We start from the raw sequence: 15,598 nt of genomic DNA on the forward strand, positions 1-15,598 counted from the left end.
GAACCATGCTTCCCGTCACCCTCACCCTCGACCCCGCGTTCACCGTCGGTCCGGTCCGTCGTCGCACCTTCGGGTCGTTCGTCGAGCACCTCGGCCGGTGCGTGTACACCGGCATCCACGACCCCGAGCACCCCACCGCCGACGAGAACGGGTTCCGCGGCGACGTCATCGACATGACCCGCGAGCTCGGCATCTCCACCGTCCGCTACCCGGGCGGGAACTTCGTCTCCGGGTACCGGTGGGAGGACGGCATCGGCCCCCGCGACCAGCGCCCCACCCGCCTGGACCTCGCCTGGCACTCCTCCGACCCCAACCTCGTGGGCGTCGACGAGTTCATGGACTGGGCGCGCAAGGCGGGCGTCGAGCCCATGATGGCCGTGAACCTCGGCACCCGCGGCATCCAGGAGGCCCTCGACCTCCTCGAGTACTGCAACGTGCCCGGCGGCACCCACTTCTCCGACATGCGCCGGGCCAACGGCCACGAGGAGCCCTACCGCGTGAAGATGTGGTGCCTCGGCAACGAGATGGACGGCCCGTGGCAGATCGGCCACAAGACCGCTGAGGAGTACGCGCGCCTCGCCACCGAGACCGCGCGCGCCATGCGGATGATCGACCCGACGATCGAGCTCGTCGTCTGCGGGTCGTCGTCGTCCGACATGCCGACCTTCGGGTCCTGGGAGGCGACGGTGCTGCAGGAGTCCTACGAGTTCGTCGACCACATCTCCGCCCACGCGTACTACTGGGAGGAGGACGGCGACCTCGCGTCGTTCCTCGCGTCCGCGGTGGACATGGACCACTTCATCGAGTCCGTCACCGCGGCCGCCGACTACGTGCGCGCCGCGGGCAAACACACGAAGCGCATCAACATCTCCTTCGACGAGTGGAACGTCTGGTACCAGAAGCGAGCCGAGTCCGTCCCGCCCAAGGGCGACGACTGGCCCGTCGCGCCCGTCCTCCTCGAGGACCGGTACAACGTGGCCGACGCCGTCGTCGTGGGGAACCTGCTCATCTCCCTGCTGCGCAACACCGACCGCGTGCACGCGGCGTCGCTCGCGCAGCTCGTCAACGTCATCGCCCCGATCATGACCGAGCCCGGTGGGCGCAGCTGGCGGCAGACGACCTTCCACCCGTTCGCCCAGGCGTCGCGTCACGCCGTGGGTGACGTCCTCCAGGTGGGGATCGACGCCCCCACCTACGGGACCGCCCGCTTCGGCGACGTGCCCGTGGTGGACGCCGTCGCCACCCGTGACCCGGAGACCGGCGCGGTCGCGCTCTTCGCGGTGAACCGGTCGCTCACCGAGACGGTCGGCCTCACCGTCGACGTGCGGGCGCTCACCGCGGCGGGAGGGGCGCTCGAGGTCGTCGAGTCCACCACCCTGTCCAACCCGGACCACACGTGGTTCGCCACCGCCGACGACGACACGTCCGTGCTGCCGCGGATCAACGACACCGCGGAGGTCGTCGACGGCATCCTCACCGTCGAGGTCCCGCCCGTCTCCTGGACCATGGTCCGGCTCGGCTGACCTGATCCTCCACCACACCGGTCGGTGTGCGGGCAGCCGGCCCGCGCACCGACCGACCGCCGTCCGCGTAGTCGTCGAAGGAGACGTCATGCCCCGCCCCAGCACAACCCGCAGCGCCCTCCGGGGTGCGTCGCCCCGCCCGTCCCGCAGGGCGGTGTCCGTGCTCGCCCTCACCGCGCTCCTCGCGGGGTGCGCAGGAGGGACGGACGCGGACGACGCCGACGTGGGCCCGGCCGCGACGGCCCTCGAGGTCGGCGGCGACGTCCGCACCCACGACCCGGCGCTCGTCGTCGACGGCCAGGGGACGGACGACGAGTCCGACGACGTCTGGTACGTCTACTCGACCGGCGACGGGCGGGTCGGTCTCGGGGCGCCCCAGGTGCGCCGCTCCACGGACGCCGGAGCCACCTGGGAGTACGTCGGCGAGGTATGGACGCCCGCGGACGAGCCGTACTGGGCGCGCGAGGCGGTCCAGGGGGTCGACAACTTCTGGGCGCCCGAGGTGTACGAGCACGACGGCACCTACTACCTCTACTTCTCGGCGTCCACCTTCGGGTCGAACACCTCGGTCATCGGGCTCTACACCAGCCCCACCCTGGACCCGGACGACCCCGACTACCGCTGGGAGGACCAGGGCGAGGTGTGGCGCTCCGACGGTTCCTCTCCCTACAACGCCATCGACCCGGGGATCGTCGAGGACGCGGACGGCACACCGTGGATGGCCTTCGGGTCGTTCTGGGACGGGTTGTTCATGGTCGAGCTCGAGTGGCCGTCGGGCAAGCCCGTGGGGAGCACGCCGGAGGAGCCGGCCGGGACGGCCGAGCCGGTCCACCTCGCCGACCGCGGGTTCGGGGACAACGCCATCGAGGCCCCGTACGTCCTCGAGCGGGACGGCTGGTACTACCTGTTGTTCTCGCGCGACTCGTGCTGCAAGGGCACGGACAGCACGTACAACATGGCGGTCGGCCGCTCCGAGTCCGTCACGGGTCCGTACGTGGACGCCGACGGCGTGCCGCTCCTCGAGGACGGCGGGACGTCGCTGCTGGCGACGGACGGTGCCATGATCGGTCCCGGCGGTCAGTCCGTGTCGGCGGGACGCCTGGCGTTCCACTTCTACGACGAGGCGCTCGGCGGCGACTTCCGGCTCGCCGTCCGCGAGCTCGCGTGGACCGACGACGGCTGGCCCGTCGCCCGTACCGCCACAGAGCTCGCGGCCGCCGCCGAGGACTGACGCCGCGCCCTGCACGTTCCACACCCGATCCGCTCGAGGCGAGGAAGCCGAGAACCCCCATGCGTCCCACGAACACCACCGACCCCCGTCCCGTCACCGCGGCGGGCCCCGTCGCACCCCGACGCACGGACCTCCTCGCCGAGGTCCCCCTGCCCGGCAGGTCGGTGCGCCTCGACCCCGAGGGGTACCTCGGCCGCTGGCAGGACCTCAACGCGACCGCGACCATCCCGCACAGCATGCGCATGCTCGAGGAGTCGGGGACGCTCGACAACCTCCGCCGGGTGGTCGGACGCGCCGACGGCGACTTCACCGGCTACCACTTCGCCGACTCCGACGTGCACAAGCTCCTCGAGGCGATCGGGTGGGAGATCGCCCGCACCGGCACCCGGGACTTCGACGAGTTCCTCGCCGCGACGGTCGCCCTCCTCGAGGAGGTCCAGGACGACGACGGGTACCTCGACTCCCACTTCCAGGGGACGGGCGGGCCCGGTGAGCCCCGCGAGCGGTTCGCCGACCTGCGCTGGGGGCACGAGCTCTACTGCGCCGGGCACATGATCCAGGCCGCGGTCGCGCTGAGCCGCGCGGGACGCGGCGACCTCCTCGTCATCGCCCGACGCACCGCCGACCTCCTCGTCCGGCGCGCCGCCGAGCGCGGCGTGCCCGACGTCGACGGGCACCCGGAGGCGGAGACCGCGCTCGTCGAGCTCTACCGGCACACGGGCGAGCAGGCCTACCTCGACCTCGCGGAGCAGATGATCGAGGCCCGCGGGCGGGGCGGCCTCGGGCCGGACCGCCTCGGTCCCCACTACTTTCAGGACCACGCCCCGGTCCGCGACTCCACGGAGGCCACGGGCCACGCCGTCCGCCAGCTCTACCTCGACGCGGGCGTCACCGACCTCTACACCGAGCGCGGCGACCGCACGCTCCTCGAGGCGATGGTCGGCCAGTGGGAGACCGCGCACCACGAGAAGATGTACGTCACTGGCGCCATGGGCTCGCGGCACTTCGACGAGTCGTTCGGCGACGCGTACGAGCTCCCGCCGGACCGTGCGTACGCGGAGACGTGCGCGTCGATCGCGGACGTGCAATGGAGCTGGCGGATGCTCCTCGTGGACCGGGACGCCCGGTACGCGGACGCGATGGAACGTGCCCTGCACAACTCCATCAGGTCCTCGCTCTCCCAGGACGGCACGGCCTTCTTCTACTCCAACCCCCTGCACCTGCGGGCCGGGCACCGCGAGGAGGAGAACGCCCCCTCGCGCCGGACCCCCTGGTACCGCTGCGCGTGCTGCCCGCCGAACATCGCGCGGCTCGTGGCGTCCCTCGCGGAATACGTCGCGACGTCGTCCGCGGACACGCTGTCCGTGCACCTCTACGGCGCCGCGCGGATCGACGTGCCCGCGCATCTCGGCACCGGTCACCTCGTCGTGCGCACCGCCTACCCGCAGGACGGCGACGTGCACGTCGTCCTCGACGGCGAGCTCCGCCCCGGCACCCACCTCGCGCTGCGCGTGCCGGCCTGGGCCCGGGACTGGACGCTCACCGTCGACGGCACACCCTCCGACGCGGTCCGTGGGCCCGACGGCTACGTCACGGTCGACGCGGGGTTCGGCGAGGTCCGCCTCGTCCTGCCCATGCCCGTGGACCTCGTCGTGGCGCACCCCCGCGTGGACGCCGTCCGCGGGTGCGTGGCCATCACCCGCGGGCCGGTCGTGTACTGCCTCGAGCAGGCGGACCACGAGGACGTCCCGGTCGAGGACCTGCGACTGCGTCTCGACGGACCCCTCGACCTCGGGGAGCCCGCCCCCGGCGGGCTGCCGACGGTGCGCGCTGCCGGCGCGATCGCCGCCCCGGCGGACGGTCCGGGGGCGCTCTACACCCTCGTCGGGCAGGACGCTGCGACCCCGCTGCTCGATGACGTCACCGTGACCGCCGTCCCCTACGCGGACTGGGGGAACCGGGAGACCGGCCCGATGCGCGTCTGGGTTCCCGTCGTGCACCCAGGCTCCACCGCGTAGCGCCACCGTGGACCCCGTCGTCACCGTTCTCGCCTCCGAGGGGGCAGGGACGGCCGTCCTGCTCCTCCTCGGAGTGGGGGTGTCCGCGAACGCGACGCTCACCGACACGTTCGGGCGAGGTGGTGGCTACCTCATGGTGGCCCTCGGGTGGAGCCTCGGGGTGTTCGCCGGCGTGTACGTGGCGCACCCGTCGGGCGCGCACCTCAACCCGGCCGTGACGCTCGCCATCACGGCGCAGAGCCTCCTGCCGGGTGGGCCCACCGAGCTCGCCCCCGGGATCCCGGTGAGCCTCGTGACCGTCCTGGCGTATCTCGTCGCCGAGCTCGGGGGAGCGTTCGCCGGGGCGGTCGCGGCCTGGGCGGTGTACCGGCCGCACTTCGACCGGCACCCCGAGCCGCGAGAGACGCTCGGTGCCCTGGCGACAGCACCTGCCGTCCGGTCCGGTCCGTCGAACGTCCTCGGCGAGGGGGTCGCGACGTTCGTGCTCGTGCTCGTGCTCCTCGTCCTGGCCCGCACGCCCACCGAGCTGGGGCCGCTCGCCTCGGCGCTCGTCGTCCTCGCTGTCGGGTTGGGGCTCGGGGGGACCACGGGGTGGGCGATCAACCCGGCCCGCGACCTCGCGGGCCGTCTCGCCCACGCGGTGCTGCCCATCGCGGGCAAGGGGCCCAGCGACTGGGCCTACGCCTGGGTGCCCGTCGTCGGGCCCGTCGCCGGCGGTGTCCTGGGCGGGCTGGCCGCGCACGCACTGGGGGCCGTGGGCGGTTGAGGCGTCAGCGGGCGCAAGGTGTCAGGCGCCGAACCGCCGGCGCAGCGTCCGGGTCGCCGACCGCGCCGCGGACCGCGCGACGAGACCGCCCGCCCAGGCGACGCCGGCCCAGCTCGCGGTCTTCAGGCCGCGCTTGGCCGCACGCCGACGACCGCGGAACTCGCGCACCGGCCAGCCCACGGTCTTCGCGTGCCGCCGGAGCCTGGGGTCGGGGTTGATGGGGCAGGGGTTGCCCACCGTGGACAGGAGCGGCACGTCGTTCATGGAGTCGCCGTAGGCGGACGACGCGGCGAGGTCGAGCCCGAGCCGCTCCGCGAGCGCAAGGACCGCGTCCGCCTTCGCCTGCCCGTGCATCATGTCTCCCACGAGGCGTCCGGTGTAGAAGCCGTCGTCGTGCTCCGCGACCGTCCCGAGAGCACCGTCGGCGCCGAGTCGCCGGGCGATGAGGTCACCGATCTCGACGGGCGTGGCGGTGACGAGCCACACCTGGTGGCCGGCGGAGAGGTGCGCGTCGAGGAGCCGTTGGGTCCCGGGGAAGATCCGGAGGGCGAGGACCTGGTCGTACACCTCCTCGCCGATGGCGACGACCTCGGCGACCGAGTGGCCGGTCATGAGGTGCAGGGCGCGTGAGCGCACCTCGTCGATCTGCTGGCGGCTCTCGCCGAACGCGAGGTACCGGGCCTGCTGGAAGAAGAAGTTGACGATGTCACGCTTGCGGAAGAAGCCGCGCCGGTAGAGGCCCATGGCGAGGTGGAAGGAGCTGGCCCCGCGGATGATCGTGTTGTCGACGTCGAAGAACGCGGCGACGGGGGACAGGCCGGCAGCCGGTTCCTCGGGCGTGGGCTCGACGGGTCCGGCGGTCGCGGCGTCCGGCCGGCGCTCCGACGGTCCGTCCGTGGCGAGCCGCGCGGCGGCGACATCCGCCACGGCCTCGGGGGATCCTGTCTCCGGTTCGTCGTTGCGCACGGTCACCACTGTAACCAGCCCCTACCGTTGGTCCCATGAACGGTGACGGACGGGTGGTAGACGCCGAGGTGACGGAGGACGACGCGACGGCGCGGACCGTCCTCTACTCTCGCGAGGGGTGCCACCTGTGCGAGGAGGCGCTGGCGGTCGTCGAGCGGGTGTGCGCGGCGGTGGGGGAGAGCTGGGCCGTGGTGGACGTCGACTCGACGCAGGCGTTGCGCGAACGGTACGGCGAGTACGTCCCCGTGGTCGAGGTGGACGGTGTACAACAGGGGTTCTGGCGCATCGACGGGGAGCGCCTGGTGCGCGCGCTCGCGCGCTGAGCGCGGACGGGGGACGGCGTGGTCGGCACCGGCAGGGACATGCCCCCGGCGAGCGTGGCTCGCCTCCCGGTGTACCTGAGGGTCCTGGACGACCTGGCCGCGTCGGGGGTGCGGGGTGCGTCGTCGGCGGAGCTCGCGGACCTCGCGGGCGTGGGCCCGGCGCAGCTGCGCAAGGACCTCAGCCACCTGGGCTCGCACGGCACGCGGGGCGTCGGCTACGACGTGGTGCGGTTGCGCGACCTCGTGGGTGCGGCGCTGGGGGTGGGGGAGCGCTCTGCCCTGGCCATCGTGGGCGTGGGGAACCTGGGGCGTGCGCTGGCCCGGTCGGCGGGGTTCGCATCGCGAGGCTTCGTGGTGTCGGCGCTGCTCGACGCGGACCCGGCCGTGGTGGGCACCGTCGTGGGTGGCGTGGCGGTGGACGACGTGGCCGACCTGGGTCGCGTGGTCGCTGCCCGGGGGGTGTCGATCGCGGTGGTGGCGACGCCGGCGGCGGCGGCGCAGGGCGTGTGCGACGCGGTGGTGGCTGCGGGCGTCCGGGAGATCCTCAGCTTCGCGCCGTGCGCCCTGCAGGTGCCGCCCGGGGTGGTGCTGCGGTCCGTGGACCTGGCGTCCGAGCTGCAGATCCTCGCCTTCCACGCCAGGGCCCGTGCGGCGCGTGCGGCTCGTCCGGCCACGGGCGCGACGGGCCCGGGACGCGGTGGCGTCCCGGGCCCGTGACGGCTGCGGTGTCAGGCCTTGATGGCGGAGATGTCGAGCTCGATCTTCACCTTGTCGCCGACGAGCACGCCGCCGGTCTCCAGGGCCGCGTTCCACGTGAGGTCGAAGTCCTTGCGGGAGATCTCGGTGGACGCCTCGAAGCCGGCGCGCGAGTTGCCGAACGGGTCGGTCGCGATGCCGGCGAACTCGGTGAGGAGGACGACGGAGCGGGTGACGCCGTTGATGGTGAGGTCGCCCGTGACGGCGAAGTCGTCGCCGTCGGCGGCGACGGAGGTCGAGCTGAAGGACCAGACCGGGTTCTTCTCGGCGTCCCAGAAGTCGGCGCTGGTGAGGTGGGCGTCGCGGTCCGGGTTCCCGGTGCTCACGGAGGCGGCGTCGATCTCGGCGCTCACGGAGGAGTCCTCGATGCTCTCGCCGACGACGAGGGAGCCGGAGACGACGGCAAGGGTGCCGCGGACCTTCGAGATGCCCGCGTGGCGGACGGTGAAGCTCGCGGAGGTGTGGGTGGGGTCGACGGTGTAGGTGCCGGTGACGAGGCCGGTGGGCAGTGCGGTCATGGTGTCTCCTCGGGTCGGGTGGTCGGTGCGGTCCGGCGAAGCGTTCTCACCTTCAATAGTTGAATGTTCTACTATAGGTTCGTGGGAGAGCGCAAGGGGGCGTCCACAGTCTGGATCTCCCGGCTTCTTCTCGCACCCCGGGAGCGGCGGCAGGATAAGGTCCGTCTATCAGGGTGACGCGCACGGACGGCACCCACGCAGGGGGGAACTGCACGATGACCGCACAGACGACCGAGGCGCTCTGGCTCTCCGACCAGGAGCAGGCCAGCTGGCGCGCCTTCCTCGAGGGCACCGCACGGCTCAGCGAGGCGCTCAACAAGGACCTCGAGATCGACTCCGAGCTCTCGCTCAACGAGTACGAGGTTCTCGTCCGCCTCTCCGAGAGCCCCACGGACAGCCTGCGCATGTCGCAGCTCGCCGACAGCCTGGCCCACTCGCGCAGCAGGATCACCCACACGGTGCGCCGCATGGAGGAGCGCGGCCTCGTCGTCCGGGAGTCCTGCGCCGTCGACGGCCGCGGTGTGAACTGCACCCTCACCGACACCGGGCGCGCGCACCTCGTCGAGGCCGCACCCAGCCACGTGCGCTCCGTCCGTCGTCACCTCGTGGACGTCCTCACCCCGCAGCAGCTGAAGAACCTCGGCGAGGCCATGCAGAGGGTCGCGGACGCCTGCCGCTGACGGGCGCGGACGCGCCGCGTCGGGCACGCCGATGCCCGGACGGGCGGAGAAGTTTGCGACACTGGGCGCATGGTCGCCACCACAGTCCACCTCGTGCGCCACGGCGAGGTCTTCAACCCTGACAAGATCCTCTACGGCCGGATCCCCGGGTACCACCTCTCCGAGCTCGGTCACCGCATGGCCGAGCGGGTCGCCGAGCACCTCTCCGGGGGCGACCACGACATCACCGTCGTCACGGCCTCGCCCCTCCAACGGGCGCAGGAGACCGCGACCCCGCTGGCGGGCAGGCTCGGGCTCGAGCTCGGCACCGACGAGCGGCTCATCGAGGCCGGGAACCACTTCGAGGGCAAGACCTTCGGGGTGGGGGACGGGTCGCTGCGCCACCCGCAGCACTGGCCCTTCCTCCTCAACCCCTTCCGCCCGTCGTGGGGCGAGGCGTACACGGCGCAGGTCGCCCGCATGCACGCGGCCGTGCACTCGGCCCGCGAGCAGGCGGAGGGCCACGAGGCCGTCCTCGTGAGTCACCAGCTGCCCATCTGGATCGCCCGTCAGGCGTTCGAGAACAAGCGGCTGTGGCACGACCCCCGCAACCGCCAGTGCTCGCTCGCGTCGCTGACCTCGCTGCGGTTCGTGGGTGAACGCCTCGTCGGGCTCCACTACACCGAGCCCGCCGCGGACCTGCTGCCCGGAGCCAGCCAGGTCTCCGGCGCCTGAGCGTCGCGCACGTCACACACGCCGGGACCATGCCCTCCCAGTCATCTCCCAGTCCGATCGGGGATAGTGGAGCCGTGCCTCCTGCCTCCACCCGCCGCGCCTCCCGTTCCACCTCGGGCCCCCTGGTCGGGCTCGTCCTCGGCGGGCTCCTGCTCGCCGGGTGCGCCGCGGAGTCCGGCAGCACCTCGCCCGACGACGTCGTCGGGCAGGGCTACCAGTCGGGCGACGGCAGCCTGCGCACCTGGGCGGTCGACGACCGCGGGGAGCCCGTGCGCCTGGTCGGCGAGGACTTCGAGGGCAACCCCGTGGACACCGGGGCGGGCGGCTCCGTCGTCGTCCTCAACACCTGGTACGCCGCCTGCCCGCCCTGCCGGGCCGAGGCCCCTGACCTCCTCGAGGTCGCGACGGGCCGTGCGGACGACGGCGTGCGGTTCGTCGGCATCAACGGCACCGACGACGCCGGGGCCGCGCTCGCCTTCGAGCGCGAGCACGACGTGACCTGGCCGTCCATCGCCGACACGGACGGCTCCGTCATGGCCACCCTCCAGGGTGTCGTGCCCGTCCAGGCCGTCCCCACCACCGTCGTCCTCGACCTCGAGGGTCGCGTCGCCGCACGGGTGCTCGGGCAGGTCGACGCGTCGACGCTCGACGGCCTCGTCGCCGACGTCCTCGCCGAGAGCGACGGCTGACCCGTGACCCACCTCTCCACCGCACCCCTCCTCGCAGGGAGCGCCCCCGTCACGCCCGGGGACGTCCAGGTCCTCGCCGGGATCGGCGAGACCTTCGCGTCGACGGCATTCAGCGGCTCCATGCTCCTCGCGATCCCCGTCGCGCTCCTCGCCGGCCTCGTGTCGTTCGCGTCCCCGTGCGTGCTCCCGCTCGTGCCCGGGTACCTGGGTTACCTCAGCGGTCTGTCCGCGGCGAACGCCGGCGGCGTGGGCGCAGGGCGGTCGGGCAACGCCCCCGGGAAGTCCGCCGGCCGCGCACGGGTGCTCCTCGGGGTGTCCCTCTTCATCCTCGGCTTCACGGTCGTCTTCGTGTCGCTCGGCGTGCTCAGCGGCAGCCTCGGATCCGTCCTCACCCGGTGGGAGGACCCGATCACGAGGGTGCTCGGGGTCGTCGTCGTCCTCATGGGCTTCGCGTTCATCGGCGCCGTCCCGTTCCTCCAGCGCGAGCGTCGCCTCCACGCGAGCCCGACGGCCAGCATCTGGGGAGCGCCCGTTCTCGGCGTCGTCTTCGGGCTCGGGTGGACGCCGTGCCTCGGTCCCACCCTCGTCGCGATCAACGCTCTCGCGCTCGGCGAGGGATCCGCGGCCCGCGGCGGTGTGCTCGCGGCGGCCTACTGCCTCGGCCTCGGCCTGCCGTTCGTCCTCATCGCGCTCGGGCTGCAGTCCTCCGCACGGGCGCTCGGTGTCCTCCGCAAGCACCGCCTCGCCGTCATGCGGGCGGGCGGGGCGCTGCTGGTCCTCATCGGTCTCGCCCTCGTCTCCGGTCTCTGGGGCGAGTGGAGCCGTGCGCTCCAGGGCCTGGTGACGAGCACCGAGACGGTCATCTGATGGCCCGCCGACGGGACGGCGGCTACCGGCCCGACGGGATCGACGACTCCTTCACCGACGCCCAGCCGGGAGGGGCCGACCCGCGCGACGGCGCCTCCGGGCAGGTCGCCGCACCCCAGATCGGTGCCGTGGGGCTGCTGCGCTTCGCGTGGCGGCAGCTCACCTCGATGCGCGTCGCGCTCATGCTCCTCACGCTCCTCGCGGTGGCGGCCGTCCCCGGGTCGGTCTTCCCCCAGCAGAGCCAGAGCCCTGCCGACGTCGCCCAGCTCATCGCCGACCACCCCACGGCGGGGGAGTGGCTCGAGCGCCTCGGCTTCTTCGACGTCTACGCGTCGGTGTGGTTCTCCGCGGTCTACATCCTCCTCTTCGTCTCGCTCGTCGGCTGCATCCTGCCGCGCACCGCCGCGCACCTGCGGGCGCTGCGCTCCGCGCCGCCGCGCACGCCGCGCCGGTTCGCCCGCTTCCCCGTCGTCGACGGCTGGACCACCGACGCCGCCTCCCCGGACGAGATCGTCGACGTGGCCGCCCGGACGCTCCGCGGCCGCGTCCCGGGCCTGCCGCGGTTCCGCGTCGTCACCGGCACCGAGGCCGACGGGGCCAGGACGGTGAGTGCCGAGCGCGGGTACCTGCGCGAGTCCGGGAACCTCCTGTTCCACATGTCGCTGCTGGGCCTGCTCGTGTCCTTCGGCACCGGGCAGCTGCTCGAGTACCGCGGACAGGCGATCGTCACGGAGGGGCGAGGGTTCGCCAACGCCGTCGTCGACTACGACACGTTCGAGAGCGGTGCGCTCTTCGACGACGGCGCCCTCGAACCGTTCTCCATGACGCTCGACCGTTTCGAGTCCGAGTTCCGGGTGAGCGACGCCAAGGCGCAGGACTTCGCGGCGTACGTCACCGTCCGGGGGAGCGACGGGAGCACCCGCCAGGAGACCATCAAGGTGAACCACCCGTTGAGCGAGGCGGGCGCCAAGGTGTACCTCCAGGGCAACGGGTTCGCTCCGGACGTCACCGTCCGTGACGCCGCGGGGGAGATCGCGTTCTCGGGTCCCGTCCCGTTCCTCCCCGAGGACGACGTGTACACGTCGCAGGGCGTCATCAAGGTCCCCGACGTGTCCACCGGCGAGCAGATCGGCCTCGTCGGGTACTTCCTGCCGACGGCGGAGGTCTCCGACGGTGGGGCGCGCTCGGTGTTCCCCCAGCCGTTCAACCCGTTGCTGGTCCTCACCGTCTACTCCGGCGACCTCGGCCTCGACGACGGCGTCCCGCAGAACGTGTACCGCCTGGAGACCGACGGCATGACCCAGGCCGTCGAGGAGGACGGGAGCCCCGTCACCCTGCTCGTCGCGCCCGGGGAGACCGTCGACCTCCCCGACGACCTCGGCACCCTCGAGTTCTCCGCGCTGCCCCGCTTCGTGGCGCTCGACCTGCGGCACGACCCCACGCTCGTCTGGGTCCTCGTCTTCGCCCTCGGCGCGCTCCTCGGCGTGAGCGTGTCCCTCTTCACGCCGCGCCGCCGCGTCTGGGTGCGGGCCCGTACGGACTCCGCCGACGACGGGGCGACGCCACGGACCGTCGTCGAGGTCGCCGGGCTCGCCCGGGGCGACGACTCCGGCCTGCAGGGAGAGGTCGACGCCCTCGTCGCCGCGCTCCCGGGGGCGCCGGCGCACGACGCGCCGCCCGAGCCGCCCGAGGACGAGAGCGAGGGCACCCCACCGCACGACCCCACGCAGGACCACCCAGGACCCTCCACCGGAAAGGCCGACCGATGACCATCGGTGAGATCAGCGACACCCTCGTGTGGGGGGCCGCGACCGCCTACACGATCGCGATGATCGCGTTCGCGATCGACCTGTCACGCGTGTCCGACGCGGTGGGGCGCCGCAACGCGGACCGCCGCACCGAGGCCGCGCTCGCCGTGGGTGCGGGCGCCCCCGCGGCGCGCCCCGCGAGGGCGGAGCGGCAGAGCCCCGTCGTGGCCCGTGCCGGGACCGGCCGACGCACGACGCCCCTCGGCATCGCCATGGCGACCATGTGGGCGGGCGCCCTGATCCACCTGGGCGCCGTCGTGCTGCGCGGGGTGGCCGCGGGACGCGTCCCGTGGGCCAACATGTACGAGTTCTGGCTCACCGGCACGTTCGTCGCCGTCGCCGTGTTCCTCGTCATCCAGCTCCGGCTGGACGTCCGGTTCCTCGGCGTGCTCGTCTCGTTCCTCGTCGTGACGTTCCTCATGGTGTCGATCACGTCGCTGCACGTCGTCGCCGACGGGGTGCAGCCGGCCCTGAACAGCTACTGGCTCGTGATCCACGTGGGCGTCGCGGTCGGCGCGACGGGCGTCTTCACGATCGCGTTCGCAGTGAGCGCGCTGCAGCTGCTGCGCGACTCCCGCGACGGCGGCTCGACCCTCCTGCACGGCGAGGGCACGGTGGTCCGCGGCCGCACCGTCGCCGCGTGGCGGTGGCTCGACTGGAAGTTCCTCGACGCCATCCCCAACCCGGTGGCCCTCGAGGCCTTGAGCTTCCGCATCAACGCGGTCGGGTTCGTCCTGTGGACCTTCACCATCATCGGCGGGGCGATCTGGGCCGACGGCGCCTGGGGACGTCCGTGGGGGTGGGACCCCAAGGAGGTCTGGAGCTTCGTCGTGTGGGTCGTCTACGCCGCCTACCTCCACGCCCGCACGACGCGCGGCTGGTCGGGGCGTCGTGCCGCGTACTTCGTGCTCGCCGGCTACGCGTGCGTCCTGTTCAACTTCACGGCCGTGAACATCCTCTTCGAGGGGTTGCACTCGTACGCCGACGTCCCGGACCGACCGGGCATCTGACCGGTCAGACCGGCGGCGCACCGTCCCCGCGGCCGGGCGCCCCATCACGGCGGGGGTCGTCGTCCTCAGGGTCGTCCTGGTCGCCCGTCGTCCCAGCGGTGTCGTCCGGCGGCGTGCTCGGGTCGGCGGGGCCGGTCGCGCCCGGCTTCGCGCCCGTGGCGCCCGGCGTCCCGTTGCGTCGCTGCTCACGCTCGAGCCGCCACAGGAAGTCGGGGTCGTCGTCGGGGGCGACGGGGCCGCTCGGTCGACGCCGTGCCCTCCCTGCTCCCGGCATCCCGCGACGCGCTGGTCCGGTGGCGGTCCCGCCGGCGGCCTGGGCTCGGCGTGAGCGCGAGAAGACGATCCAGGCGATCGGCCCGAAGTAGGGCAGCAGCACGATGATCACCAGCCACAACCAGCGGGGGATGTCACCGCGGTCGCGCGAGTCGCTGGTCGCGAAGTCCGAGAACGCGTAGACGAGGAGGGCGAAGGCGGTGAGGACGGCGAGGACGCGGAGCATCTCTACAGCGTAAGCGTTTACGCTGAGGAGGTGCCCTTCGTCCTCTACTCCGCGCTCCGCCTCGTCCTCCTCGTGCTCGTGGGAGCCGTGCTCTACGCGGTGGGGTTCCGGACGTGGCCGCTCGTGCTCGTCTCCGCCCTGGTGGCGCTCATGCTGTCCTACCTCCTGCTGGTCCGCCCTCGGGCCGCGGCCGCCGAGTACCTCGCGGTGCGCCGGGAGCAGCGCGCGGGAGCGCGTGCCCGCGCGGTCGACGCCGACGAGTCGGCGGAGGACGCGGCGTTCGACCGGGAGCCGACCGGCCCGGTCTCGGGGAAGCGGGGCCCGTCGGCGTCGTCAGATGGCGAGCCCGAGCGCGAGTAGCGCGCCGTAGGACAGCTCGTAGAGACCGGTCGCGGCGAGCACCGGCACGAGGAGCCTTCCCCGGGCCCCCGCGACGACCGGGATGCTCAGGAGCACGGCCGGCAGCGCGAGCCCCAGGACGATGACCGTCCAGGGGTTCCAGAACGCACACAGCGCCCCGAGGAGCAGGGGCAGCCAGACGAGCGCGAGGAAGGTCCGTCGGGCCCTGTGGTCCCCCAGGCGGACGGCGAGGGTGCGCTTGCCGACCTCGGCGTCGGTGGGGATGTCACGGATGTTGTTCACCATGAGCAGGGCGCACGCGATGAGGCCCACACCCACCGCGCCCAGCACGGCGGGCCACGTCACGCGGTCCACCTGGGTGTACGTGGTGCCGAGGACCGCGACGAGACCGAAGAAGACGAAGACGCCGACCTCGCCGAGGCCCCGGTAGCCGTACGGGTTAGACCCGCCCGTGTACGTCCATGCGGCGACGACGGCGAGGACCCCGACGGCCAGCAGCCACCAGTGGCCGCTCACGAGGACGAGCACGAGCCCGGCGAGCGACCCGACGCCGAACGCGGCGAACGCTGCGCCCTTGACGGCGCGCGCGGGGGCGGTCCCGGACGCGGTGAGACGCAAGGGGCCCACCCGGTCGAGGTCGGTGCCGCGGACCCCGTCGGAGTAGTCGTTGGCGTAGTTGACGCCCACCTGGAGGGCGAGCGCGACGGCGAGCGCCAGGAGAGCGGGGACGAGCTCGAAGCCGCCCACCTGGGCGGCCGCGCCCGAGCCCACGAGGACGGGGGTCGCGGCAGCGGGGAGGGTGCGGGGGCGGGCCCCGGCCACCCACTCGGACGTCGTGGCCATGGGGCTCCGTTCGGTGTGGTCGGTCGG

At 73.0% G+C, this 15,598-nt stretch carries 17 protein-coding genes; 13 read left to right on the forward strand and 4 right to left on the reverse strand.

What is annotated here, in order from left to right; all coding sequences use genetic code 11:
- The first annotated feature begins 5 nt into the window (after window positions 1-5).
- The 4 genes from arfA to JAV76_RS02770 all read left to right on the forward strand — a co-directional run bounded on the left by arfA (window position 6) and on the right by JAV76_RS02770 (window position 5,538).
- Window positions 6-1,523 (forward strand): arabinosylfuranosidase ArfA, encoded by a 1,518-nt coding sequence (arfA, locus tag JAV76_RS02755; RefSeq protein WP_198732501.1) that lies wholly within the window; start codon window positions 6-8, stop codon window positions 1,521-1,523.
- An 88-nt stretch (window positions 1,524-1,611) separates the two neighbouring features.
- A complete protein-coding gene (locus tag JAV76_RS02760) occupies window positions 1,612-2,754 on the forward strand; it encodes an arabinan endo-1,5-alpha-L-arabinosidase (RefSeq protein ID WP_198732502.1) in 1,143 nt (380 codons plus the stop codon).
- Window positions 2,755-2,813: 59 nt separating this feature from the next.
- Window positions 2,814-4,772 (forward strand): glycoside hydrolase family 127 protein, encoded by a 1,959-nt coding sequence (locus tag JAV76_RS02765; RefSeq protein WP_230401777.1) that lies wholly within the window; start codon window positions 2,814-2,816, stop codon window positions 4,770-4,772.
- A 7-nt stretch (window positions 4,773-4,779) separates the two neighbouring features.
- Window positions 4,780-5,538, forward strand: coding sequence for an MIP/aquaporin family protein (locus JAV76_RS02770; RefSeq protein WP_198732503.1), 759 nt, complete (start codon window positions 4,780-4,782; stop codon window positions 5,536-5,538).
- 21 nt (window positions 5,539-5,559) lie between these two features.
- Here JAV76_RS02770 and JAV76_RS02775 read toward each other — a convergent pair whose 3' ends face one another.
- Entirely contained in the window at window positions 5,560-6,513 is a 954-nt protein-coding gene (locus JAV76_RS02775) for an HAD family hydrolase (RefSeq protein WP_372403001.1), read from the reverse strand.
- A 26-nt stretch (window positions 6,514-6,539) separates the two neighbouring features.
- Here JAV76_RS02775 and JAV76_RS02780 point away from each other — a divergent pair, with 26 nt between their 5' ends.
- Window positions 6,540-6,827 carry a glutaredoxin family protein gene (locus JAV76_RS02780; RefSeq protein ID WP_198732504.1) on the forward strand — a complete coding sequence of 96 codons (288 nt, stop codon included), beginning with the start codon at window positions 6,540-6,542 and terminating at the stop codon, window positions 6,825-6,827.
- A 39-nt stretch (window positions 6,828-6,866) separates the two neighbouring features.
- Complete coding sequence (locus JAV76_RS02785; protein WP_198732736.1) at window positions 6,867-7,544, forward strand: redox-sensing transcriptional repressor Rex; 678 nt, start codon at window positions 6,867-6,869, stop codon at window positions 7,542-7,544.
- Window positions 7,545-7,555: 11 nt separating this feature from the next.
- On the opposite strand, the gene JAV76_RS02790 is transcribed toward JAV76_RS02785, so the two are convergent.
- Complete coding sequence (locus tag JAV76_RS02790; RefSeq protein ID WP_198732505.1) at window positions 7,556-8,101, reverse strand: YceI family protein; 546 nt, start codon at window positions 8,099-8,101, stop codon at window positions 7,556-7,558.
- Window positions 8,102-8,316: 215 nt separating this feature from the next.
- Between JAV76_RS02790 and JAV76_RS02795 the strand changes: the two genes are divergently transcribed.
- The 6 genes from JAV76_RS02795 to ccsB all read left to right on the forward strand — a co-directional run bounded on the left by JAV76_RS02795 (window position 8,317) and on the right by ccsB (window position 13,869).
- On the forward strand, window positions 8,317-8,781 hold the full coding sequence (locus JAV76_RS02795) for a MarR family winged helix-turn-helix transcriptional regulator (RefSeq protein ID WP_198732506.1): 465 nt from the start codon (window positions 8,317-8,319) through the stop codon (window positions 8,779-8,781).
- 69 nt (window positions 8,782-8,850) lie between these two features.
- Complete coding sequence (locus JAV76_RS02800; RefSeq protein WP_198732507.1) at window positions 8,851-9,495, forward strand: histidine phosphatase family protein; 645 nt, start codon at window positions 8,851-8,853, stop codon at window positions 9,493-9,495.
- A gap of 74 nt (window positions 9,496-9,569) precedes the next feature.
- The gene (locus JAV76_RS02805; protein WP_372403004.1) at window positions 9,570-10,184 is read left to right on the forward strand and encodes a TlpA family protein disulfide reductase; all 615 of its coding nucleotides are present in this window, start codon (window positions 9,570-9,572) and stop codon (window positions 10,182-10,184) included.
- A gap of 120 nt (window positions 10,185-10,304) precedes the next feature.
- Window positions 10,305-11,051: a cytochrome c biogenesis CcdA family protein gene (locus tag JAV76_RS02810; RefSeq protein ID WP_198732737.1), complete on the forward strand. Its 747-nt coding sequence runs from the start codon at window positions 10,305-10,307 to the stop codon at window positions 11,049-11,051.
- Entirely contained in the window at window positions 11,051-12,820 is a 1,770-nt protein-coding gene (gene resB, locus JAV76_RS02815) for a cytochrome c biogenesis protein ResB (protein ID WP_198732509.1), read from the forward strand. Before JAV76_RS02810 ends, resB begins: the two co-directional genes overlap by 1 nt.
- Complete coding sequence (gene ccsB, locus JAV76_RS02820) at window positions 12,817-13,869, forward strand: c-type cytochrome biogenesis protein CcsB (RefSeq protein WP_198732510.1); 1,053 nt, start codon at window positions 12,817-12,819, stop codon at window positions 13,867-13,869. Before resB ends, ccsB begins: the two co-directional genes overlap by 4 nt.
- Window positions 13,870-13,873: 4 nt before the next feature.
- On the opposite strand, the gene JAV76_RS02825 is transcribed toward ccsB, so the two are convergent.
- Entirely contained in the window at window positions 13,874-14,368 is a 495-nt protein-coding gene (locus JAV76_RS02825) for a PLD nuclease N-terminal domain-containing protein (protein ID WP_198732511.1), read from the reverse strand.
- Window positions 14,369-14,398: 30 nt separating this feature from the next.
- On the opposite strand from JAV76_RS02825, the gene JAV76_RS02830 reads away from it, so the two are divergent.
- Window positions 14,399-14,728, forward strand: coding sequence for a DUF4229 domain-containing protein (locus tag JAV76_RS02830; protein ID WP_198732512.1), 330 nt, complete (start codon window positions 14,399-14,401; stop codon window positions 14,726-14,728).
- Here the strand turns inward: JAV76_RS02830 and JAV76_RS02835 are convergent.
- Entirely contained in the window at window positions 14,702-15,571 is an 870-nt protein-coding gene (locus JAV76_RS02835; RefSeq protein ID WP_198732513.1) for a 1,4-dihydroxy-2-naphthoate polyprenyltransferase, read from the reverse strand. The two genes, JAV76_RS02830 and JAV76_RS02835, sit on opposite strands and share 27 nt — an antisense overlap.
- Window positions 15,572-15,598 lie beyond the last annotated feature (27 nt).

This window comes from Sanguibacter suaedae, assembly GCF_016342785.1.
GTDB lineage: Bacteria > Actinomycetota > Actinomycetes > Actinomycetales > Cellulomonadaceae > Sanguibacter > Sanguibacter suaedae.